The organism is Microbacterium insulae (assembly GCF_042677065.1).
Taxonomy (GTDB): domain Bacteria; phylum Actinomycetota; class Actinomycetes; order Actinomycetales; family Microbacteriaceae; genus Microbacterium; species Microbacterium insulae.
In genome coordinates this window covers 187,357-208,175 of sequence record NZ_JBHTII010000002.1, presented here as the reverse complement: position 1 = coordinate 208,175, position 20,819 = coordinate 187,357, and the positions used below count along the sequence as shown (strand labels likewise).

The following is a 20,819-nucleotide window of genomic DNA, read 5'->3' as shown; positions in this document are numbered from 1 at the left end:
AGGACGCTGACGCTCGCAGGATACGCCGTGCCGAGGCATCCGGACAGGCCTAGAGCGCGGGGGGCTCCGGAGCATCGACGGCGCCGCCGAAGCGGCGGTCGCGATCGAGGTAGAGCCCGATCGCGCGCCACAGGTCGGTGCGGGAGAAGTCCGGCCACAGCGTGTCGAGGAACACGAACTCCGCATAGGCGGACTCCCACAGGAGGAAGTTCGAGGTCCGCTGCTCGCCGCTCGAGCGGATGAAGAGGTCGACGTCGGGCATGCCGGGCTGGTAGAGGCGCGAGCGGATGAGCTTCTCCGTGACGGCGGAGGGCGCGAGGCGACCGGCGGCGATGTCGTCGCCGATCGAGCGCATCGCGTCGACGAGCTCGATGCGGCCGCCGTAGTTGACGCACATCGTGAGGGTCAGCACGCTGTTGTCGGCGGTGAGCCGCTCGGCGAACTGGAGCTCCTTGATGACGCTCGACCAGAGGCGAGGTTTGCGCCCGGACCAGCGCACGCGCACGCCCCACTCGTTGAGCTGATCGCGGCGGCGATGGAGGACGTCGCGGTTGAACCCCATCAGGAAGCGGACCTCGTCGGGCGAGCGTGACCAGTTCTCGGTCGAGAAGGCATACACCGAGAGATGAGTGACCCCGGCTTGGATCGCACCGGCGACCACGTCGAGCAGCGCAGCCTCGCCGGCCTTGTGACCCTCGACGCGCGTGAGGCCGCGGCGGTTCGCCCAGCGGCCGTTGCCGTCCATCACGATCGCGACGTGCTTCGGCACCGATCCCTTCGGGAAGTCCGGCGGATACAGCCCGGTCCAGTCGACCGGGCGATACGGGACCGCGTCGCGGTGGGTGAACGGCTTCGGGCTCATCGGCTCCTCCCCTGCGGTGCGCTCGCGACGTGCGACAGTGAACGGATGCCGCGCTCGAGGTGCCACTGCGCGTACGCCGCAATGAGGCCGGAGGCGGCGGCGCACGACGCCGGGGACGCGGCATCCACTCGCTCCCACTCGCCCGCCATGAGCGACTGGAGGAGGCCCGCGGTATCGGCGTGGACGCGCGCCGAACCGGTGGGCGCGCAGTCGCTGCAGACCATGCCGCCCAGCTGCGCGACGAATGTGTCATGCGGCCCGGGGGCGCCGCAGCGCGCGCACTCGGTGAGTCCGGGCGCCCAGCCGGACAGGGCCATGGCCCGCAGCAGGTAGGAGTCCAGGACGCTGCGCGACGCGTGCTCGCCGCGCGCCAGCGCTCGCAGCCCACCGACGAGGAGCAGATACTGCTGCGGCGTGGCTTCGGCCTCATTGAGCCGGTCTGCTGCCTCGACCATCGCGTGGGCGGACGTGTAGCGGTCGTAGTGCGCGGCGATGTCCGCACCGTAGGAGCCCAGGGACTCCGCCTGCTGCACGATGTCGAGCGAGCGTCCTTCATAGAGCTGCACGTCGGCGACCATGAACGGCTCCAACCGCGCTCCGAAGCGCGAGGACGTGCGCCGGACCCCCTTCGCCACGGCACGGATCTTGCCGTGACGCCGGCTGAGCATGGTCACGATCCTGTCTGCCTCCCCCAGCTTGTGGGTGCGCAGGACCACGACCTCGTCACGGTAGGTGGGCACTCGTCAATTATGGTCGGCGCCGTCCCCACCGGGGCGGCGGCGCCCCGCTCGCGACGATCAGCGCTCGCCTGCGCGGAAGCCCGCGACGACGTCGAGCAGCTCGGGGAGTGCGCGATCGATCGTCTGCATCGTCGCCGTGAGCGAGACCCGGAAGTGCTCGGGCCGGTCGAACAGCGTGCCCGGCATGAAGTGGACGCCACGTTCTGCGAGAGCCTCGCAGAACGCCTGACCGTCGCCTCCCGGGGCGCGACCCCACAGGTAGAACGTGCCCTCGGGTCTCGTCAGTTCGACCCCGGCACCGGCCAGGGCCCCGAAGAGCCGGTCGCGCTTGCGCGCCAGCTCGACCATGTCGATCGACACCGACTCGAGGGCGGGCGCGGCGTACTGCATCACCGCGTCCGGGAATCCCCACCCGATCGCAAGACCCAGCGGGAACAGCGCCTCGCGCAGCACGTCCCGCTCTTCCGCCGGGATGAGCGGCGAGAGCGCGAGGTAGCCCAGACGCTGCCCGGGCGCCAGCAGCACCTTCCCGTAGCTGTAGTCGATCAGAGTCCAGGGGTACACAGCCGCCGGGCTCGCGAACTCCACACCGTCGAAGCGGATGCGGCGGTAGGGCTCGTCCGACAGCAGCCAGATGCGCCGTCCGTGCTCGGCGGACGCGCGCTCAAGCAGATCGGCGAGCTCGCGCCACGTCGACGCCGGGTACACGCGGCCGGTGGGGTTGGCCGGCGAGTTCACGATGACGACGCGGGTGCGGGGCGTGATCGCGGCGGCGATCGCCCCCAGGTCGAGGTCGAAGGTGTCCGCCGCAAGCGGCGCACGGACGGGGACGAGGTCGGCGGCATAGAGCATCGGCTCGTAGCAGAACCACCCCGGAACCGGGATGACGACCTCGTCACCGGCATCCGTCAGGAGGGCGAGGGCGAGGGAGATGGCGCCGAAGGCTCCCTGCGTCATCGCGATGTCCTCGGGCGCGAAGGGCAGCCCGAGCTCCGTGCGCAGTCCGGCGGCGATGGTCTGCTGTGCGTCGGCCTCGCTGGTGCGGTACGCGTACCAGTCGACTGTGCGCGGCTCGACCTGGTTGCGAATGGCCTCGACGAGGCCCGGCAGAGCGAATTCGTGCGGGTTGCCGAAGGTGAAGTCGAGCGCATCGGGGTCGTCGGCGGCGGCTTGGACCTTGGCGAAGAACGCTGTCACGACGTCCACCGCCGCCTTCGCCCGCGATGCGCGCGCAGAAATCCCCATCGTCCCCCCTTGCCCAGAGCCGCGGAACCTGAGGAAAGGATCCCAACCGCGGAGTTCCCGGTCAACGGGGTGTCCACATACTGTACTCTGTTCACTATGTCCGGAACGCACGTCCTTGATTCGCTCCTCGCGATCTCTCGTATCCTCGAGGCGGATCAGGAGCGGGAGCTCGACCGACGCGGACTCACCGTTCCCCGCACCCACCTCATGTGGGTGCTCTTCCACGAGGGGCCACAGACGCAGGTCCACCTGGCAGAACAGCTCGGTGTCACTCCGCGCTACGTCACGACGCTCGTCGACGCCCTCGACGCCACCGGCCTCGCGCGACGCGAGCCGCATCCCACCGACCGGCGAGCCGTCCTCGTCGATCTCACGGAGCGCGGACTCTCGATGATGGAGACGATGGATGCCGAGCACGAACAACTCGGCGCTTCACTCATCGACGGGCTCGACGGCGAGACGGTCGCCGCCGCGATACGCGCGCTCGACCACGTGCGCGGCCGGCTCGAGACCCTCGTCGCCGAGCACGAGCACGCCCAGAAGGAGCGCGAGGAATGGTGACGGACGCCACGCCCCCGACCGCGGCTTCCGCCGCCCCCGCGTCCGCCGCCCCCGAGTCCGCCGCCCCCGAGTCCGCTGCGATGGGGACGAGCGAAGACCCCGCCCCGCGGCATCCGCTCGCGCGGTTCGCCGCCCTCGGACGCGCCGCGTGGCGGGCCGAGGTCGGGGTCTGGCAGAGCTTCTACCGCTGGCTGTTCCGTCGCCCACGCGTGCCGCGCGGAGCATCCGGATTCACGTACCACTCCCCGGTGCTGACGATCCTCGTGATCTTCATCGTCCTCTCCGCCATCGAGATCCCCATCGTGGACCTCATCGTGCACCGCTGGCCGTGGGTGCGCATCCCTCTGCTCGCCCTCGGCATATGGGGCGTCACCTGGATGGTCGGACTCCTCCTGAGCTTCTTCACGCGCCCTCATGCGGTCGGGCCGGACGGGATCCGCGCGCGCTACGGCGCGCACGTCGACGTCGATCTGCCCTGGGAGGCGGTGGCTGCCGTCGAGAAATCCCGCGATGTGATCGAGAAGGCACCGAAGGTGCGCGACGAGCCGCACGGACGCACACTCGCGCTTCGCATGAACAACGAGACGAATGTGCTCGTCACCCTCGAGCAGCCGGTGGTCACGCGACTCGGTGACGAGGAGATCGAGGTCGACGCGGTTCGCCTGTGGGTCGATGACCTCGACGGCTTCATGACGGCGGTGCGCACGCACATCCCCTGACCCGACGCGACAATGGTGGGGTGAACGAACCGATCTTCGTGATCCCCCTGTGGGCGGACCTCATCGCCGTCGGCCTCGGCGGCATCCAAGGTGCCCTGTTCGCATCGGGATTCCGCGGTCAGCGCCGCCTCGACCTTCTCGGCGTCGCGATCATCGGGATCGTGATGGGCATGGGCGGCGGTCTCATCCGCGACCTGCTGCTCAACGTGACCCCGGTGACGCTGCAGAGCAACTGGTACCTCATCACCGCGACCGTGGCGGCCCTCGTTGGCATGCTGCTGGCCGGGCTGTTCCAGCGACTCAACGCCGCGATCGTCGGACTCGACGCTCTCGTGATCGGTCTCTTCGGCGCCTTCGGCACGAGCAAGGCGCTGTACCTCGGGCTCCCCCTGGTGCCCGCGGTGTTCGTCGGAGTGTGCGCTGCGGTCGGCGGCGGCATCCTGCGCGACATGATCATGGGCCTGCCCGTCGCGATCATGCACGTCGGGTCGCTCTACGCCGTCGCCGCGGGTGCCGGTTGCCTCGTCCTCGCCGGCGCCAATGCCTTCGGCGCGGACCTCACCGTCGCCGCGATCATCGGCGTCGCCGTCACCACGGTGATCCGGCTGCTCGCCGTGATCTTCGACATCTCACTGCCCGAGCAGCGCGCCCTCTACCGGCGCAAGGTGGCGGTCGAGACCTCGTCGATCCCGATCGTCAAGCCCTGAACCCGCTGCGCCTCGCGCACACCACCGAGACCGGGGATCACGTCGAGCCAGGGGTCGACACCCCCGGGTTCGCCTCAGATCCCGCGTCTCGACGATCGGACCGCCGTCACACCCCTGCCAGGGCCCCCGAACGCTCCCGCGTGCGAATCGCGCGGTTCACACCCGACACGATCGCCTTGAGGGACGCCGTCGAGATGTCGCCGTCGATGCCGACGCCCCACAGGCGCTCGCCGTCGACCTGCAGCTCGATGTAGGCCGCAGCCTGCGCGTCGCCGCCGGCGCTGAGCGCATGCTCGACGTAGTCGTAGAGCGTCACATCGAACCCCTGGCCGCGGACGATCTCGAGGAACGCGGCGACAGGACCGTTGCCGTGACCGGATGCCTCGTACCGCGCGTCGCCGTCCCGCAGGGTGACGTCGAGGGAGACATCGCCCGACATGTCGCTGCGGGTGCTCGTCGCAAGCAGCTCGAAGCGCCCCCACCGCTCGTCGGCGACCGCCGACGGAAGGTACTCATCGCGGAAGATCGCCCAGATCTGGTCGCTCGTGACCTCGCCACCCTCGGCATCCGTCTTGGCCTGGACCACTCCGGAGAACTCGATCTGGAGCTTGCGGGGCAGGTCGATCGCGTGGTCGGTCTTGAGCAGATACGCGACCCCGCCCTTGCCCGACTGCGAGTTGACGCGGATCACTGCCTCGTACGAGCGTCCGAGATCCTTCGGGTCGATCGGCAGATACGGCACGGCCCATTCGATCTCGTCGACACTCACGCCGTCCGACGCCGCACGGGCGGCCATCGCCTCGAAGCCCTTCTTGATGGCGTCCTGGTGGGAGCCGCTGAAGGCCGTGAAGACGAGGTCGCCGGCCCACGGGCTCCGCTCGTGCACGGGCAGCTGGTTGCAGTACTCGACGGTGCGCTTGACCTGATCGATGTCGCTGAAGTCGATCTGCGGATCGATGCCCTGGGTCAGCAGGTTGATGCCCAACGCCACCAGGTCGACGTTCCCGGTGCGCTCGCCGTTGCCGAACAGGCATCCCTCGATGCGGTCGGCGCCGGCCATGTAGCCCAGCTCCGCCGCCGCGATCGCCGTTCCGCGGTCGTTGTGCGGATGCAGCGACAGGATGACGTTCTCGCGATGCGCCAGGCGCCGGCTCATCCACTCGATCGAGTCGGCGTAGACGTTCGGCGTCGCCATCTCGACCGTCGCGGGAAGATTGATGATGACCTTGCGCTCCGGCGTCGGCTCGAAGATCTCGATCACCTGATTGCAGACGTCGACGGCGAAGTCCAGCTCGGTGCCGGTGTAGCTCTCCGGTGAGTACTCGTAGAACACCTTCGTCTCGGGGATGCGCTTCTCGAACTGGCGGCACAGCCGCGCGCCCTCGAGCGCGATGTCGATGATCCCCTGCTTGTCGGTGCGGAAGACCACATCCCGCTGCAGGATGCTGGTGGAGTTGTACAGGTGGACGATGGCCTGCTTCGCGCCAGCGATCGACTCATAGGTGCGCTCGATGAGGTGCTCTCGTGCCTGGGTCAGCACCTGGATGGTCACGTCGTCGGGGATGAGGTTCTCTTCGATGAGCTGACGCACGAAGTCGAAATCGGTCTGGCTCGCCGAGGGGAAGCCGACCTCGATCTCCTTGTAGCCCATCTTCACGAGGAGCTCGAACATGATGCGCTTGCGCTCCGGGCTCATCGGATCGATGAGGGCCTGGTTGCCGTCCCGCAGGTCGACCGCGCACCATCGGGGTGCGGTCGTGATGCGCCGGTCCGGCCACGTTCGGTCGGGCAGGGTCACGGCGATCTGCTCGTGATACGGCCGATACTTGTGGATCGGCATGCCCGAGGGCTTCTGGGTGTTCTCCATGATGTCGTTCTTCTCTCGTCCAAAGGGCGGGCCGACGACAAGCTCCGCGACGAGGAAGGCCCTAGATCGAGGCCTCGTCGCGGCAGCTAAGGAGAAGCAGCGAGCCTGCACGCATGGCCCCAGGGTACACCCGTGCGCGCGGCGCGCGCGAACCTCCTGTCACGAGGAGTGAGACGATCACGGCGGTCGCGACACTCCACAGGCATGACACGTCACCGCCGATTCCTCGCCGCCGCGCTGGGCGCGGCATCCGTCGTGATCCTCGCGGGCTGCGCGACCCCATCGGGTCCCGGCGGATCCGCGGGTTCACCCGACTCGCCGCCGACCGCCCCGCTCGGATCGGTGTGGCCGGCGCCGCCCTCGGGCGAGGTCATCGCTCAAGGCACCGTGCTGGACGTCGACGGCGACGCCGAACTGTGTCTGGGTGCGGTCGCCGAGTCCTACCCGCCGCAGTGCAGCGGCCTCCCGCTCACGAACTGGACGTGGGAGGGAGTCGACGGCTCGGAGAGCTCGGGCGACACGACGTGGGGCGCGTATGCCGTGCAGGGCACGTACGACGGCGAGGCATTCACCGTGACCCAGCCGCCGGTGATGCTCGCGCTGTACGACCCGCTGGCGCCCGAGGATCCCACGGGTGGTGAGCCGGGGGCGGGTGACGAGCAGACGCTGCAGGCGATGCAGGAGGAGCTCCCCGACGCGCTCGGCGAGGCGTACCTCGGGTCCTATCCCGACAACGGCTGGCTGTGGGTCGACGTCGTGTGGGACGACGGCACCTGGCAGGATGCCGCGGACGCCGACTACGGCGAGGACACGGTGATCATCCGCTCCGCGCTGCGCCCGGTCGCGGGCTGAGGCTCAGAATCCGAGTCGTCCGAGCTGCTTCGGGTCGCGCTGCCACTCCTTCGCGACGCGCACGCGGAGCGACAGGAAGACGCGGGTGCCCACCAGGGGCTCGATGCCCGCGCGGGCGCGCTTGCCGACGTCGGCGAGACGCGACCCCTTGCGCCCGATGATGATCGCCTTCTGACTGTCGCGCTCGACGACGATGTTCGCGTAGATATCGGTCAGGTCGGAATCCTCGCGGGGTGCGATGTCCTCGATCGTCACGGCGATCGAGTGCGGCAGCTCATCGCGCACGCCCTCGAGGGCGGCTTCCCGGATGATCTCCGCGATGCGATCCTCGAGAGACTCGTCGGTGACCACGTCGGCGTCGTAGAGCGCCGGGCCCTCGGGCATGAGCGCCAGCAGCTCGTCGGTCAGCACATCGAGCTGCTCGCGGGTGAGCGCGGAAAGCGGGATCACCGCCGCCCAGTCCTCGCGCAGCGCGTCGACCTCGAGGAGACGCTCGGTGATCTGATCGCGCGAACCCGCGTCGGTCTTCGTGACGATCGCGACCTTCTTCGCACGCGGGTAGCCGTCGAGGGACTCGGCGATGCGCCGATCGCCCGGTCCTACCTTCTCGGTCGCCGGCACGCAGAACCCGATCACATCCACATCGCCGAGAACCTGCTCGACGAGGCTGTTCAGTCGCTCGCCCAAGAGCGTGCGAGGCTTGTGGATGCCGGGCGTGTCCACGATCACGAGCTGCCCCGCCGGGCGGTTCAGGATGCCGCGGATCGCCCGCCGCGTCGTCTGGGGCTTGTCGCTCGTGATCGCGACCTTCTCGCCGACGAGGGCGTTCGTGAGGGTGGACTTGCCGACGTTGGGCCGGCCGACGAAGGTCACGAATCCGGAGCGGGTCTCATCGGTCACGAGCGGTCGGCCTTCCTGCCGGTGCGTACGTCGCCGGTTCGCGCCGGCACAACACGGATCTCGTCGGTCCTCGGAGAGCGACCCCCCGCGGACTCGGACTCGTCGGGCGACTCGCCGCGCTCTACGAAGACGGTCGAGATCCCGCGTCCTCGCCCGCGGGAGGCACCGCCGGTCATCACGAGACCGGAGTACTCGGCGGTCGCGCCCGGCTGCGGGATGCGGCCGAGCGCCTTGCCGAGCAGGCCGCCGATCGAGTCGACGTCCTCGTCCTCGAGATCGATGCCGAACAAGTCGCCGACCTCGTCGAGACCCAGCCGTGCGCTCACACGGAATCGCCCGGGCTCGATCTCGACGACCTCGTCCGCACGAGGGTCGTACTCGTCGGCGATCTCGCCGACGAGCTCCTCGATGAGGTCCTCGAGCGTCACGAGCCCCGAAACCCCGCCGTACTCGTCCACCACGAGGCACACGTGCACGGCATCGCGCTTGATCTGCTGCAGCAGCGTCTCGGCCTTCATCGACTCGGGCACGAACACCGCAGGCCGCGCGATTCGCGTGATCGGCGCATCCCGCCAGCCCGCCTCGTCGCGGAACCCGAACTGGACGAGGTCCTTCAGGTAGAGCACGCCGACGACGTCATCGGCTTCGTCGTCGACGATCGGCACGCGCGAGACGCCCTTGTCGAGGAAGAGCCGCATCGCCTCACGGGTCGACGCCGTGGCATCCACCGTCACCATGTCGGTGCGGGGGACCATGACTTCTCGCACGAAGGTGTCGGTGAAGTCGAAGACGGAGTGGATGAGCTCGCGGTCGTCCTCCTCGATGAGCTCGTTCTCGGCAGCCTCGTCGATGATGCTGAGCAGCTGCTCCTCGGAGGCGAAGGATGCGCCGCGGGAGACGCCGGGGGTGATGCGGGTGCCGAGCGCGACGAGTCCGTGCGCGAGGGGTCCGAGCAGCACGCGCACGCCGCGCACGATCGGCGCCGACCCGCGCAGGAGGCCTTTCGCGTGCTGACGGCCGACATGGCGCGGACTCGCGCCCACTACGACGTAGGACACGCCCGTCATAAGCACGGCGGCCGCGAGCATCGCCCACCAGATGCTGTCGAAGAGAAGGGTGAACGCCACCGTGACGAGCACCGCCGCCGTCGTCTCGGCGAGCACGCGGATGAAGATGACCGCGTTGGCGTGTGCCTCGGGATCGGCGGCGATGCGCCGCAACGACGCCGCGTTCCTCCCCGACGAGCCGAGCTCGGCCAGATCCGCGCGCGAGGTGACGCCGAGCGCCGCGTCGATCGCGACCATGAGCGCGCCGAACGCGAGCAGCAGTGCCGCGGCGACGAGGAGGAGAGCGGCGGTCATGCTCGATTTCGGCGACGCTCGGTGGCCTGGAAGGCCGTGATGAGCTCGCGCTGCAGCCCGAACATCTCGCGCTCCTCTTCGGGCTCCGCGTGGTCGAAGCCGAGGAGATGCAGCAGGCCGTGCGTCGTGAGCATCACGAGCTCGTCCATGGTGGAGTGCTTGGCCGCGACCGCCTGCGTCTCGGCGACCTGCGGGCACAGCACGATGTCGCCGAGGAGCCCGGCCGGCGTGGGCATGTCGTCGGTGCCCGGACGGAGCTCGTCCATCGGGAAGCTGAGGACGTCGGTGGGTCCTGGCTCGTCCATCCACTGCACGTGCAGCGCCTCCATCGCGCCCTCGTCGACCAGGAGGATCGCCACATCAGCGTCGGGGCTCACGTGCAGCTCCGCCAGGTTGTTCTCCATGAGACGCAGCAGAACCGTCTCGTCGACGGCCACGCCCGACTCGTTGCTGATCTCGATGGTCATGAGCGTCCTCGCTTGGGCAGGTGATCGCGCGGGTTGTGGGGACGCATGCCGGCGCGCCTCTCGGCACGATTGGCGAACTCGGATGCCTCGTCCCGCTCGCGCCGCGCGGCGATACGGCGCTCGTCGTACTCGCTGTAGGCGTCGACGATGCGTCCGACGAGCGTGTGGCGCACGACGTCATCGCTCGTGAGGTAGGAGAAGTGGATGTCGTCGATCTCGCCCAGCACGCGCGTCACGAGTCGGAGTCCGGATGCCCCCTGGGGAAGGTCGATCTGGGTGATGTCACCGGTGACCACCATGCGGGTGCCGAAGCCGAGCCGCGTCAGGAACATCTTCATCTGCTCGGGCGTGGTGTTCTGCGCCTCGTCGAGCACGACGAACGAGTCGTTGAGGGTGCGTCCGCGCATGTAGGCAAGCGGGGCGACCTCGATGGTGCCGGTCGCCATGAGCTTCGGCACGAGCTCGGGGTCCATCATCTCGTTGAGCGCGTCGTAGAGCGGCCGGAGGTAGGGGTCGATCTTGTCGGTCAGGGTGCCCGGGAGGAACCCGAGCCGCTCCCCCGCCTCGACGGCCGGACGGGTCAGGATGATGCGGCTGACCTCCTTGCGCTGCAGCGCCTGGACGGCCTTGGCCATCGCGAGGTACGTCTTCCCCGTGCCCGCGGGGCCGATGCCGAAGACGATCGTGTTCTCCTCGATCGCGTCGACATACGCCTTCTGCCCCAGCGTCTTCGGGCGGATGACCTTGCCGCGCGACGAGAGGATCGCCTCTCCGAGCACCTCGGACGGCCGGGGTCCGCCTTCGGTTCGCAGGATGCGGCTCGATGAGGAGACGTCGGAGGGATCGAGCCCCTGGCCGGCCCGCGTCATCGCCAGCAGCTCGTCGACGAGCGATCGGGCGGCGGCGACCGCGTCGGCTTCTCCCGTGAGGGTGATCTCGTTCCCGCGAACGTGCACATCGACGTCGGGATGCTCGCGCTCGACGACGCGGAGGAGGCGGTCCTGCGGACCGAGGAGCTGGACCATGGCGACGCCGTCGGCGTACACCCGGTCGATGACGGGGTCGTGTGCTGATTCGTCAGGCACCGAGACTCTCTTCTTCGAGTCCTCCGGCGAGCACGTGGGCGTGCACGTGGAAGACGGTCTGGCCCGCTCGCGGGCCGGTGTTGAACACAAGGCGGAAGTCGCCGTCGGCGTGCTCGGCCGCGAGGCTGTTGGCGACGCCCACGACCTCGGCGAGGAGGTCGGGATCGCCGGCTGCGAGCTCGACGACGTTGCGGTACTCCTCGCTCTTGGGGATCACGAGGAGGTGGACCGGAGCCTGCGGCGCGATATCGCGGATCGCGAACACGTTCTCGGTCTCGGCGACGATCTCGGACGGGATCTCGCCGTTCCGGATGCGCGTGAAGATCGATGGTTCGCTCATGCGGCAAGTCTACCGACGCGCCCCGACGCCGGGATGGGGGCGACCGCGGTCACCACCGCCCGAGCGCGGCGCTCACCAGGACGAGCGCCGCGGGTCCCGCGGTCGAGGTGCGCAACACGCTCTCGCCGAGACGCACGGTCGCGGCACCGGCGGCGGAGAGCCGCTCCCGCTCCTCCGGAGCGATGCCGCCCTCCGGCCCGACGACCAGCAGCACGTCGCGCTCCTCGCCGCGGAGGTCGACCTCCGTGAGCCGATCCGGCCCGGACGGCTCGAGCACGAGAACGCGGGACTCCCCCGCCCGCGCGACGAGCTCGGCGGTGGTGACGAGCGGCGCGACCTCGGGGATCCACGCGCGGTGCGCCTGCTTCGCCGCCTCCCGGACGATGGTCGCCCACCGGGCGCGTCCCTTCTCGGCCTTCGCGGCATCCCATCGGGACACGCTCCGCGCCGCCTGCCAGGGCACGATCACGTCGACGCCGAGCTCGGTCGCCGCTTGGATCGCCAGCTCGTCGCGGTCCCCCTTCGCCAGCGCCTGGACCAGCACCACCCGCGGACGCGGGGCCGGGGAGTCCATCCTGGTCTCGATGCGCACGACCACCTCGCGCGGCGCAACGGACTCGCATCTCCCGGTGAGCCAGGCACCGCGCCCATCGCCGACCGTGACCTCCTCGCCGACGCGCACACGGCGCACCGACGCGGCATGATGCGCCTCGGAGCCGGTCAGCACCACGGCGTCGCCCGGACCGGCGACGGCCGGCTCGTCGAGCACGAAGTGCAGGGCCATGCTCAGCCGTTCCGGAAGCGATCGCGCAGTTTGGCGAACAGCCCCTGGTGGAACTCGGCCAGGCGAGGGCTCGGCGCCTTCGTGCGCTTGGCGAACTCTTCGATGAGCGACCGCTCCTTGTGGTCGAGGCGGGTCGGCGTGACGACGTGCACGCCCACGCGCAGGTCACCGCGCTGCGAGCCGCGCAGCGGCGTGATGCCGCGGCCCTTGATCGTGAGCACGTCGCCGCCTTGGACCCCGGGCCGCAGCTCGAGGTCGACCGGGCCGTCGAGCGACTCGATGGTCGTCGTCGTGCCGAGGATCGCGTCGGGCATCGACACCTCGAGCGTCGCGAGCAGGTCGTCGCCGTCACGGCTGAACACCTCGTGCGGCGCGACGGTCACCTCGATGTAGAGGTCGCCGTTCGGGCCGCCGGCGGGGCCGACCTCGCCCGAGCCGGGCAGCTGCAGCCGCAGGCCCGTCTCGACGCCGGCCGGGATGTCGAGCGACACGGTGCGACGCGCGCGGACGCGACCCTGACCCTGGCAGGTGGCGCAGGGGTAGGGGATCGTCGTGCCGTAACCCTGGCAGACGTTGCAGGGCTGGTTGGTGAGGACGTTGCCCAACAGGCTCCGCACCTGACGCTGCACGTGGCCGGTGCCGTGGCAGATGTCGCACGTGACCGGCGACGTCCCCGGCTGGCAGCACGACCCCTGGCAGGTCTCGCAGAGCACCGCCGTGTCGACCTCGATGTCGCGGTGGACGCCGAAGACGACATCGCCGAGCTCGAGCGACACGCGCACGAGGGCGTCCTGGCCGCGCTCGCGGCGAGAGCGCGGCCGCGCCCCGCGCGAACCGCCGCCCGCCGCGCCGAAGAAGGTCTCGAAGATGTCGTTGAAACCGCCGAATCCGCCGGCCCCGGCGAAGGGGTTCTCGCCTCCGCCCATGTCGTAGCGGGCGCGCTGCTCCGGGTCGCTGAGCACGTCGTAGGCGTGCGTCACGAGCTTGAAGCGCTCGGACGCGTCCTCCCCGGGGTTCACGTCCGGGTGCAGTTCGCGCGCAAGCCGCCGATAGGCCTTCTTGATCTCGTCGGGGGTGGCGTCGCGCGAGACGCCGAGAACCTCGTAGTGGTCAGCCACTTTCGCCTTCCTGCCCGCGGTTGGCCGCGGGGATCGTGTCGGTGCGCGTCCGCGTCAGCGGCTGCTCTCGTCTTCCTCGAGCATTCGCGTCAGATAACGGGCGACGGCACGGACCGCCGCGAGATTGGTGGGGTAGTCCATGCGGGTCGGTCCGAGCACCCCGACGCGCGCGCGTGATCCGGTCGCGTCGTAGTCGCTGGCGACGACGGATGCCTCGGCCAGGCCGAACGGCTCGTTCTCGCGGCCGATGCTGGCGGCGAGGCCCTTCTCGTCGGCGACCATCTCTCCCATCAGTCGGAGGATCGTCACCTGCTCCTCGATCGCCTCGAGCAGCGGGTAGATGCTGCCACGGAAATCGGCCTCCAGTCGAGCGAGCGTCGCACTGCCGGCCATCACGAGCTTGTCCTGGCGGAATTCGTCGAGCTCCTCGGCGACGACGCGCACGATCGCCGCGGTCGCGACCTCATGAGCGGCGCCGGTCGCAGGCGAGGCGGCGAGGTGATCGGCGATGCGCTGCAGCCCCTCGCGGACGGACCGGCCGACGAGGAGGGTTCCCAGCTCCGCGCGGATGCGGGCGAGGTCGGCGTCGTCGAAATCGTCACGCACGAACGCCATGCGCTGCGACACCCGACCGGTGTCGGTGACGACGATCACCAGCATCCGCCCCCCACCGAGCTGCACCAGCTCGACGTGGGTGGCGTTCGCGCGGGCGAAGGACGGGTACTGCACGATCGCGACCTGGCCCGTGAGCTGGGTGAGCGCACGGACGGTGCGGGCGAGGACGTCGTCGAGGTCGCCGGGGCCCTCGAGGAACGACGTGATCGCCGTTCGCTGCGCCGAGCTGAGCGGGCGAACCTCGGCCAGGTGATCGACGAAGACCCGGTAGCCCTTGTCGGTCGGGACCCGACCGGACGAGGTGTGAGGGGCGGTGATGAGTTCCTCGTCCTCGAGCAGGGCCATGTCGTTGCGGATCGTCGCCGCCGACACGCCGAAGGCGTGACGCTCGACGATCGTCTTGCTGCCGACGGGCTCGCGTGTGTCGACGTAGTCCTCGACGATCGCGCGCAGCACCTGGAGTCCGCGTTCGCTGACCATCCCGCCTCCTCACGCCCGTTCTGGCACTCGCATGACTGGAGTGCCAATTCTACCGGATGCTCCGACCCGAAGCCGGGAGGAGCGGACCGCGCGGTCTACTCAGTGAGGGCGCGCACCACCGCGTCCGCGAGCAGCCGGCCGCGCCGCGTCAGCACGATACGGCCGTGGACCGCGGCCGATCCGTCGATGAGCCCGTCCGCGATGAGCGCCGCGACGGCGCGACGCCCTTCGCCGAGCGCCTCGGAAACCGGCAGCCCTTCACGGATGCGGGTGCGCAAGAGCACCCTCTCCAGCGTGGCCGCCTCGACGTCGGGGATCTCGCGGGCCGCGGCGGGGGACTCCCCCGCCGCCAGTCGCTGCGCGTAGGCCGCCGGGTGCTTCACGTTCCAGAACCGCACCCCGCCGACGTGGCTGTGCGCGCCCGGGCCGAAACCCCACCAATCCGCGCCTTGCCAGTACGCGAGGTTGTGGCGGGACCGCTGCGCTTCCGAACGCGCCCAGTTGGACACCTCGTACCAGTCGAAGCCGGCAGCCCCGAGCGCGTCGTCGACGAACTCGTACATGTCGGCCTGCAGGTCGTCGTCGGGTGCGGGCACCTCGCCGCGCCGGATCTGACGGGCGAGCTTGGTGCCGTCCTCGATGATCAGCGCGTACGCCGAGACGTGGTCCGGCTCCAGCTCGACGGCGGTGCGGACGGAGGCCCGCCAGTCGTCGAGCGATTCCCCCGGCGCGCCGTAGATGAGATCGAGGCTGACATCCAGGCCCGCGCGACGGGCGGCGGTCACCGCGGTGCGCACGTTCGCCGGGTCGTGGGTGCGGTCGAGGGCCGCGAGCACGTGCGGTACCGCCGACTGCATGCCGATCGACAGCCGCGTGACCCCGGATGCCGCGAGCTCGGCGGCCGCGGCATCCGTCACTGTGTCGGGATTGGCCTCGACGGTCACCTCCGCACCGCCCTCGACGCCGAACGCCTCGCGCACGCCGTCGAGCATTCGGCCGAGATCGCCCGGGGGGAGCAGTGTGGGGGTGCCGCCCCCGAAGAACACGGTGGCGGCCCGACGGGCGGGGCCGAGGCCCTCGAGCACCGCACGGGCGAGTTCGACCTCGCGGAGAAGCGTGTCGGCGTACTCGTCCTGGCGCGCGCCGCGCAGCTCGCCCGCGGTGTACGTGTTGAAGTCGCAGTAGCCGCAGCGCACGCGGCAGAACGGCACGTGAAGGTAGACGCCGAACGGCGTGCGCGGATCGACGACCGTCCCGGCCGGGAGGGAGCCGTCGGCGGGGACCGGCTCGCCCAGCGGTAGCGCGGAGCCCATCAGCGGCTCACGCGGGGGTCGCGTAGAGGGGCGAGATGGCCCGCAGATATCTCGTGAAGAGCTCTCGACGCCGACGCCGCACCAGACCCGGGAGAAGTCGGTAGAACAGCGCGCGCGGCGAATCGAAGGCGCGGACCGTGAACCACACCTCGTCGTTGTCGTTCCAGTCGAGCATGAACGACTCCTCGCCCGACACCACCGATTCGCCGACGGTCCCCAGCGCGAAGCCGACTCTTCGCGGCTCTTCGACCGCGAAGATGACACGCAGTTCGGCGTCGGCCCGCAGGCCGCGCACACGGCCGTGAACCCGCACCGTGGTCCCCGCTCCGACATAGGGGGTGCCGTCCGCGTCGTAGCGCAGATCGGTCTCGGAGCGACTCGGGGCGATGGGGTTGCCCTCGGCGTCGAAGCTCACGCCGGAGTACATGGGTCCGGACGCGGGCCGCACGTCCTTGAGCTCGAGACCCGCTCCGCGCTGCGCCGACCACGACAGCAGCGCCTCGCTCGCCGTCTGAAAACGCGCCTCGCCGCTGCCAATGCGCCACGACTCCTCGGCCGGAACGCTTCGCTCGGGCGGGTAAGACATCAGATCGGGCGCCTGCGTCGCCCCCACGGCGGCATAGTCGACCGTGTCGTCCCGGAAGGTACCTCGACGCATGCCGACCAGCCTACTTCGCGGCCTTGCCCTCGACGTCGCCCGACAGCGCCGCGATGAACGCCTCCTGGGGCACTTCGACGCGTCCGACCATCTTCATGCGCTTCTTGCCCTCCTTCTGCTTCTCGAGCAGTTTGCGCTTGCGTGTGATGTCGCCGCCGTAGCACTTGGCGAGAACGTCCTTTCGCATGGCGCGGATGTTCTCGCGCGCGATGATCCGCGCACCGATCGCGGCCTGGATCGGCACCTCGAACTGCTGTCGCGGGATGAGCTTGCGAAGGCGCTCGGTCATCATCGTGCCGTAGGCGTAGGCCTTGTCGCGGTGGACGATCGAGCTGAACGCATCCACCTTGTCGCCCTGGAGCAGGATGTCGACCTTGACCAGGTCTGCCTCCTGCTGGCCGCTGGGCTCGTAGTCCAGGCTCGCGTATCCCTGCGTGCGCGATTTCAGCTGGTCGAAGAAGTCGAAGACGATCTCGCCGAGCGGCATGTTGTAGCGCAGCTCGACGCGCTCCTCGCTGAAGTACTCCATGCCCAGGAGCTGGCCGCGGCGGCCCTGGCACAGCTCCATGACCGTTCCCACGTAGTCCTTCGGCAGCAGGATCGCCGCCTTGACCATCGGCTCGGAGACGCTCGCCACCCGCCCGTCGGGGTATTCGCTCGGGTTGGTCACCGTGACGTGCTCGCCGGTGTCGGTGAGCACCTCGTAGATCACCGACGGCGCCGTCGTGATCAGGTCGAGGCCGAACTCGCGCGAAAGCCGCTCCGTGATGATCTCGAGGTGCAGCAGGCCCAGGAAGCCGCAGCGGAATCCGAAACCGAGGGCCACGGACGTCTCGGGCTCGTACTGCAGCGAGGCATCGGACAGCTTGAGCTTGTCGAGGGCCTCCCGCAGGTCGCCGTAGTCGCTGCCGTCGATCGGATAGATGCCGGAGAAGACCATCGGCTTCGGGTCGGTGTAACCCGCAAGGGCCTCGGTCGCGGGCTTGCGCGCATGGGTGATGGTGTCGCCGACCTTGGACTGGCGGACGTCCTTCACGCCGGTGATCAGGTAGCCCACCTCGCCCACGCCCAGTCCCTTCGTGGGGACGGGTTCGGGGCTGGAGACCCCGATCTCGAGGAGATCGTGCTGGGCCCGTGTCGACATCATCTGGATGCGCTCGCGCGGCTCGAGCTTGCCGTCCACCATGCGGACGTACGTCACGACGCCCCGGTAGGAGTCGTAGACCGAGTCGAAGATCATGGCGCGGGCCGGGGCATCCGCGTTCCCGGTGGGAGCGGGGATCTGCTCGACGATGCGATCGAGCAGCGATTCGACGCCCATACCGGTCTTGCCGCTCACGCGCAGCACGTCGTCGGGGTCGCCGCCGATGAGATTCGCCAGCTCCTTCGCGAACCGATCCGGATCGGCCGCGGGAAGGTCGATCTTATTAAGGACCGGGATGATGTGCAGGTCGTTCTCGAGCGCGAGGTAGAGGTTGGCGAGGGTCTGCGCCTCGATCCCCTGCGCGGCGTCGACCAGCAGGATGGCCCCTTCGCACGCCGCCAGGGACCGGCTCACCTCGTACGTGAAGTCCACGTGGCCCGGCGTGTCGATCATGTTGAGGGCGAACGTGCCGCCCTCGGTCGCCCACGGCATCCGCACGGCCTGCGACTTGATCGTGATGCCGCGCTCGCGCTCGATGTCCATGCGATCGAGGTACTGCGCGCGCATGTCGCGGTCGGCGACGACGCCGGTGATCTGCAGCATCCGATCAGCCAGCGTCGACTTGCCGTGGTCGATGTGGGCGATGATGCAGAAGTTGCGGATCAGCTCGGGCGGGGTCGCGGACGGCTCGAGAGGCTTCAGGGCGCGCGGTGACATATCCCATCGATTCTACGGGTGGGGCGACGCCCCGCCCTGCGCGAGTGCTGTATCCGGAGGTTAGCCTGGGGCGATGGTGGTGCAGGTCGTGCTCGTGCACGGCATCCGCACGTCCGCGACGATGTGGCGCGCGCAGGTGGGCTACCTCGAGGCGCGGGGAAATCCCGTGACGGCCGTCGACCTTCCGGGGCACGGATCGCGGATGTCCGAGACGTTCACGCTCGACGGCGCGATGAAGACGATCGACGAGACGGTGACGGATGCTTCGGCCCGAGGCCCCGTGCTCCTCGTGGGTCATTCGATGGGCGGCCTGCTGTGCCTGGAGTACGTCGGAGCGGAGCATCCGCCGCCCGTCGCCGGGCTCATCGCCGCGTCGTGCACCGCGATTCCGCGCGGCGTCGGCCTGGCCGCCTACCGTCTCCTCGCACGAGGGTTCGACTCGCTCCCCGACCGCGGCATGTGGCTCACCAACCGCATGCTCGACCGGATACTCCCCGACGAGACGCGCGACGACTTCGGCGCGGGAGGGTACGCTCTCGATGCGCAGGACACGGCGCTGCGGAGCCTGTCGGTGCTCGACCTGCTCGCGGCCGTCGGCCGTGTCGAAGTGCCGCTGTGGTTCGTCAACGGCCAGTACGACCAGCTGCGCGTGAACGAGAAGCTCTTCGTCGGCCTCGCGCCGCACTCCGAGCTGGTGGTGGTGCCACGCACGACCCACCACGTCACGGTCATGCGCCCCCAGGTCTTCAACGCGGTGCTCCACCTCGCGATCACGACGCTCGAACAGACCTGATAGACTCGGTGATTGGCTTGCGTGTGGGGTCCCACCTCCGCACGACGTCGCGAGCGGCCCCTCTACCCGTAACGCGGCACCCTCCCATCACCCACCTACGAAGGATCATTCCCCGTGGCGAACATCAAGTCGCAGATCAAGCGCAACAAGACCAACGAGAAGGCGCGCGAGCGCAACAAGGCCGTCAAGAGCGAGCTGAAGACCGAGGTGCGTCGCACCCGCGAGGCCGTCGCCGCCGGCGACAAGGCCGCCGCCGAGAAGGCTCTGCTCAAGGCGACCAAGAAGCTCGACAAGGCCGTGAGCAAGGGCGTCATCCACAAGAACCAGGCGGCGAACCGCAAGTCGGCCATCGCCCAGCAGGTCGCCGCTCTCTGAGCAGGCACCGCACCGATCGAAGGCCCGTCCCCCCGGGGGCGGGCCTTCGGCGTTTCCGCCGCGCTCGACTCACACGGCGTAGGGTGCGCGGGTCGCGATGACGGTGACGAGCCGCTCGAGCGCGAACACCGCGTCACGCGAGCCCCCCTTGACCTCGGCATCCGCTCGCGCCGCCGCCTGGATCGCCCTGCCGAGGGATGCCTCGTTCCACCCGGCCAGGTCGCGTCGCGCGCGATCGACCTGCCAGTCCTTCAGGCCCACCCGGGCGGCGAGGGCAGCGGCCGGCTCGCGGCTGCCGGCGACGCGTGCCATCGTGCGGAGCTTGAGAGCGATGGCAGCGACCATCGGCACCGGGTCGGCGCCGGACGCGAGCGCGTGCCGCAGCGCGATCAGCGCGTCACCGTAGCGGCCCGCGATGGCCGTGTCGGCGACGACGAACGCGGACGTCTCGACGCGGCCCCCGTAGTACCGTTCCACGACCTGCTCGGTGATGTCGCCCGGCACGTCGGAGATGAGCTGCTGACACGCGGCGGCGAGCTCGGTGACGTCGTCGGCGAACGCGGAGACGAGCGTGCGCAACGCGGGCGGTGCGATCCGCCTCTTGGCGGCCTGGAACTCGCCCGCCGCGAAATCGTAGCGATCGGAGTCGCGCTTGATCGCGGGGCACGCGATCTCGACGCCCCCGCCCTCGCCGGCACGGATCGCGTCGAGCAGCTTCTTGCCGCGGACGCTGGCTCCCGTGTGACGGAGGACGACGGTCGCGCCCTCCTGCGGGACGGCGAGGTACGACAGCGCCTCGGAGAGGAAGGCGTCGGAGCACTTCTCCACCCCGGTCACGCGCACGAGCCGGGGCTCGCCGAACAGGGACGGCGACGTCATCGCGAGGAGCGAGCCCGCGGCGTAGTCGTCGGCGCGGAGATCGGACACCTCGAGGCTCGCGTCCTCCGCGCGCAGGTAGTCGCGGACCCCGGCGATCGCCCGCTCCGCGCAGACGTCTTCGGGACCGGAGACGAGCACGATCGGGGCCGGCTGCGGAGAGCGCCAGGACAGCTGCGGGATCGCGCTGCGCGTGGACTTCGCGGGGGCGCGTCGCGCGGTCGGGGCCATGTTCCCAGC

The 20,819-nt window shown here is 69.7% G+C and carries 22 protein-coding genes; 6 read left to right on the top strand and 16 right to left on the bottom strand.

Annotation, left to right across the window (positions count from 1 at the left end; genetic code table 11):
• Window positions 1-49: 49 nt before the first annotated feature.
• The 3 genes from ACFQ0P_RS13540 to ACFQ0P_RS13530 are packed head-to-tail and all read right to left on the bottom strand — an operon-like array spanning window position 50 to window position 2,847.
• Window positions 50-862, bottom strand: a complete 813-nt coding sequence (locus ACFQ0P_RS13540) for an isoprenyl transferase (RefSeq protein WP_204979188.1) — start codon at window positions 860-862, stop codon at window positions 50-52.
• Window positions 859-1,602 carry a DNA repair protein RecO gene (recO, locus tag ACFQ0P_RS13535; protein ID WP_204979187.1) on the bottom strand — a complete coding sequence of 248 codons (744 nt, stop codon included), beginning with the start codon at window positions 1,600-1,602 and terminating at the stop codon, window positions 859-861. Before recO ends, ACFQ0P_RS13540 begins: the two co-directional genes overlap by 4 nt.
• Window positions 1,603-1,659: 57 nt before the next feature.
• Window positions 1,660-2,847 (bottom strand): aminotransferase class I/II-fold pyridoxal phosphate-dependent enzyme, encoded by a 1,188-nt coding sequence (locus ACFQ0P_RS13530; protein WP_204979186.1) that lies wholly within the window; start codon window positions 2,845-2,847, stop codon window positions 1,660-1,662.
• 96 nt (window positions 2,848-2,943) lie between these two features.
• Between ACFQ0P_RS13530 and ACFQ0P_RS13525 the strand changes: the two genes are divergently transcribed.
• From ACFQ0P_RS13525 to ACFQ0P_RS13515, 3 genes are read left to right on the top strand one after another with little or no spacing between them, the layout of a single operon-like run.
• Window positions 2,944-3,408: a MarR family winged helix-turn-helix transcriptional regulator gene (locus ACFQ0P_RS13525; protein WP_204979185.1), complete on the top strand. Its 465-nt coding sequence runs from the start codon at window positions 2,944-2,946 to the stop codon at window positions 3,406-3,408.
• Window positions 3,402-4,127, top strand: a complete 726-nt coding sequence (locus ACFQ0P_RS13520; RefSeq protein ID WP_378772561.1) for a hypothetical protein — start codon at window positions 3,402-3,404, stop codon at window positions 4,125-4,127. The genes ACFQ0P_RS13525 and ACFQ0P_RS13520 overlap by 7 nt, the downstream gene beginning before the upstream one ends.
• 20 nt (window positions 4,128-4,147) lie before the next feature.
• Entirely contained in the window at window positions 4,148-4,834 is a 687-nt protein-coding gene (locus ACFQ0P_RS13515) for a trimeric intracellular cation channel family protein (RefSeq protein WP_204979184.1), read from the top strand.
• Between the two features lie 106 nt (window positions 4,835-4,940).
• Here ACFQ0P_RS13515 and leuA read toward each other — a convergent pair whose 3' ends face one another.
• Entirely contained in the window at window positions 4,941-6,701 is a 1,761-nt protein-coding gene (leuA, locus tag ACFQ0P_RS13510) for a 2-isopropylmalate synthase (protein WP_204979183.1), read from the bottom strand.
• Window positions 6,702-6,905: 204 nt separating this feature from the next.
• Between leuA and ACFQ0P_RS13505 the strand changes: the two genes are divergently transcribed.
• The gene (locus ACFQ0P_RS13505; RefSeq protein WP_204979182.1) at window positions 6,906-7,553 is read left to right on the top strand and encodes a hypothetical protein; all 648 of its coding nucleotides are present in this window, start codon (window positions 6,906-6,908) and stop codon (window positions 7,551-7,553) included.
• 3 nt (window positions 7,554-7,556) lie between these two features.
• Here ACFQ0P_RS13505 and era read toward each other — a convergent pair whose 3' ends face one another.
• From era to lepA, 11 genes are all read right to left on the bottom strand, one after another.
• Window positions 7,557-8,453, bottom strand: coding sequence for a GTPase Era (gene era, locus ACFQ0P_RS13500; RefSeq protein WP_204979181.1), 897 nt, complete (start codon window positions 8,451-8,453; stop codon window positions 7,557-7,559).
• Window positions 8,450-9,814 carry a hemolysin family protein gene (locus tag ACFQ0P_RS13495; RefSeq protein ID WP_204979180.1) on the bottom strand — a complete coding sequence of 455 codons (1,365 nt, stop codon included), beginning with the start codon at window positions 9,812-9,814 and terminating at the stop codon, window positions 8,450-8,452. Before ACFQ0P_RS13495 ends, era begins: the two co-directional genes overlap by 4 nt.
• Window positions 9,811-10,281 (bottom strand): rRNA maturation RNase YbeY, encoded by a 471-nt coding sequence (gene ybeY / locus ACFQ0P_RS13490; protein ID WP_204979179.1) that lies wholly within the window; start codon window positions 10,279-10,281, stop codon window positions 9,811-9,813. The genes ACFQ0P_RS13495 and ybeY overlap by 4 nt, the downstream gene beginning before the upstream one ends.
• Window positions 10,278-11,306, bottom strand: coding sequence for a PhoH family protein (locus ACFQ0P_RS13485; RefSeq protein ID WP_378772898.1), 1,029 nt, complete (start codon window positions 11,304-11,306; stop codon window positions 10,278-10,280). The genes ybeY and ACFQ0P_RS13485 overlap by 4 nt, the downstream gene beginning before the upstream one ends.
• Window positions 11,307-11,358: 52 nt before the next feature.
• A complete protein-coding gene (locus ACFQ0P_RS13480; protein ID WP_204979177.1) occupies window positions 11,359-11,706 on the bottom strand; it encodes an HIT domain-containing protein in 348 nt (115 codons plus the stop codon).
• Between the two features lie 49 nt (window positions 11,707-11,755).
• A complete protein-coding gene (locus ACFQ0P_RS13475) occupies window positions 11,756-12,490 on the bottom strand; it encodes a 16S rRNA (uracil(1498)-N(3))-methyltransferase (protein ID WP_204979176.1) in 735 nt (244 codons plus the stop codon).
• 2 nt (window positions 12,491-12,492) lie between these two features.
• The gene (gene dnaJ / locus ACFQ0P_RS13470) at window positions 12,493-13,608 is read right to left on the bottom strand and encodes a molecular chaperone DnaJ (protein ID WP_204979175.1); all 1,116 of its coding nucleotides are present in this window, start codon (window positions 13,606-13,608) and stop codon (window positions 12,493-12,495) included.
• A 54-nt stretch (window positions 13,609-13,662) separates the two neighbouring features.
• Window positions 13,663-14,703 (bottom strand): heat-inducible transcriptional repressor HrcA, encoded by a 1,041-nt coding sequence (gene hrcA, locus ACFQ0P_RS13465; RefSeq protein ID WP_204979174.1) that lies wholly within the window; start codon window positions 14,701-14,703, stop codon window positions 13,663-13,665.
• A gap of 95 nt (window positions 14,704-14,798) precedes the next feature.
• Window positions 14,799-16,016, bottom strand: coding sequence for a radical SAM family heme chaperone HemW (gene hemW / locus ACFQ0P_RS13460; protein ID WP_204979173.1), 1,218 nt, complete (start codon window positions 16,014-16,016; stop codon window positions 14,799-14,801).
• Window positions 16,017-16,023: 7 nt separating this feature from the next.
• A complete protein-coding gene (locus ACFQ0P_RS13455) occupies window positions 16,024-16,674 on the bottom strand; it encodes a DUF1990 family protein (protein WP_204979172.1) in 651 nt (216 codons plus the stop codon).
• Window positions 16,675-16,684: 10 nt separating this feature from the next.
• Window positions 16,685-18,535, bottom strand: coding sequence for a translation elongation factor 4 (lepA, locus tag ACFQ0P_RS13450; RefSeq protein WP_204979171.1), 1,851 nt, complete (start codon window positions 18,533-18,535; stop codon window positions 16,685-16,687).
• Window positions 18,536-18,608: 73 nt separating this feature from the next.
• Between lepA and ACFQ0P_RS13445 the strand changes: the two genes are divergently transcribed.
• Both ACFQ0P_RS13445 and rpsT read left to right on the top strand, forming a co-directional pair.
• Window positions 18,609-19,328, top strand: coding sequence for an alpha/beta fold hydrolase (locus ACFQ0P_RS13445; protein WP_204979170.1), 720 nt, complete (start codon window positions 18,609-18,611; stop codon window positions 19,326-19,328).
• A gap of 114 nt (window positions 19,329-19,442) precedes the next feature.
• A complete protein-coding gene (gene rpsT, locus ACFQ0P_RS13440) occupies window positions 19,443-19,703 on the top strand; it encodes a 30S ribosomal protein S20 (RefSeq protein WP_204979169.1) in 261 nt (86 codons plus the stop codon).
• Window positions 19,704-19,772: 69 nt separating this feature from the next.
• Here rpsT and holA read toward each other — a convergent pair whose 3' ends face one another.
• On the bottom strand, window positions 19,773-20,810 hold the full coding sequence (gene holA / locus ACFQ0P_RS13435; RefSeq protein ID WP_204979168.1) for a DNA polymerase III subunit delta: 1,038 nt from the start codon (window positions 20,808-20,810) through the stop codon (window positions 19,773-19,775).
• Window positions 20,811-20,819: the final 9 nt, after the last annotated feature.

Excerpts from the sequence above, each read along its gene's own strand:
- ybeY (WP_204979179.1), bottom strand. The coding sequence starts at position 10,281 with ATGACCATCGAGATCAGCAACGAGTCGGGCGTGGCCGTCGACGAGACG.
- ACFQ0P_RS13495 (WP_204979180.1), bottom strand. The coding sequence starts at position 9,814 with ATGACCGCCGCTCTCCTCCTCGTCGCCGCGGCACTGCTGCTCGCGTTC.
- ACFQ0P_RS13485 (WP_378772898.1), bottom strand. The coding sequence starts at position 11,306 with ATGGTCCAGCTCCTCGGTCCGCAGGACCGCCTCCTCCGCGTCGTCGAG.
- ACFQ0P_RS13520 (WP_378772561.1), top strand. The coding sequence starts at position 3,402 with ATGGTGACGGACGCCACGCCCCCGACCGCGGCTTCCGCCGCCCCCGCG.
- hrcA (WP_204979174.1), bottom strand. The coding sequence starts at position 14,703 with ATGGTCAGCGAACGCGGACTCCAGGTGCTGCGCGCGATCGTCGAGGAC.
- leuA (WP_204979183.1), bottom strand. The coding sequence starts at position 6,701 with ATGGAGAACACCCAGAAGCCCTCGGGCATGCCGATCCACAAGTATCGG.
- holA (WP_204979168.1), bottom strand. The coding sequence starts at position 20,810 with ATGGCCCCGACCGCGCGACGCGCCCCCGCGAAGTCCACGCGCAGCGCG.
- hemW (WP_204979173.1), bottom strand. The coding sequence starts at position 16,016 with ATGGGCTCCGCGCTACCGCTGGGCGAGCCGGTCCCCGCCGACGGCTCC.
- ACFQ0P_RS13505 (WP_204979182.1), top strand. The coding sequence starts at position 6,906 with ATGACACGTCACCGCCGATTCCTCGCCGCCGCGCTGGGCGCGGCATCC.
- ACFQ0P_RS13480 (WP_204979177.1), bottom strand. The coding sequence starts at position 11,706 with ATGAGCGAACCATCGATCTTCACGCGCATCCGGAACGGCGAGATCCCG.
- ACFQ0P_RS13530 (WP_204979186.1), bottom strand. The coding sequence starts at position 2,847 with ATGGGGATTTCTGCGCGCGCATCGCGGGCGAAGGCGGCGGTGGACGTC.
- ACFQ0P_RS13475 (WP_204979176.1), bottom strand. The coding sequence starts at position 12,490 with ATGGCCCTGCACTTCGTGCTCGACGAGCCGGCCGTCGCCGGTCCGGGC.
- ACFQ0P_RS13540 (WP_204979188.1), bottom strand. The coding sequence starts at position 862 with ATGAGCCCGAAGCCGTTCACCCACCGCGACGCGGTCCCGTATCGCCCG.
- ACFQ0P_RS13455 (WP_204979172.1), bottom strand. The coding sequence starts at position 16,674 with ATGCGTCGAGGTACCTTCCGGGACGACACGGTCGACTATGCCGCCGTG.
- lepA (WP_204979171.1), bottom strand. The coding sequence starts at position 18,535 with ATGTCACCGCGCGCCCTGAAGCCTCTCGAGCCGTCCGCGACCCCGCCC.
- ACFQ0P_RS13445 (WP_204979170.1), top strand. The coding sequence starts at position 18,609 with ATGGTGGTGCAGGTCGTGCTCGTGCACGGCATCCGCACGTCCGCGACG.
- ACFQ0P_RS13525 (WP_204979185.1), top strand. The coding sequence starts at position 2,944 with ATGTCCGGAACGCACGTCCTTGATTCGCTCCTCGCGATCTCTCGTATC.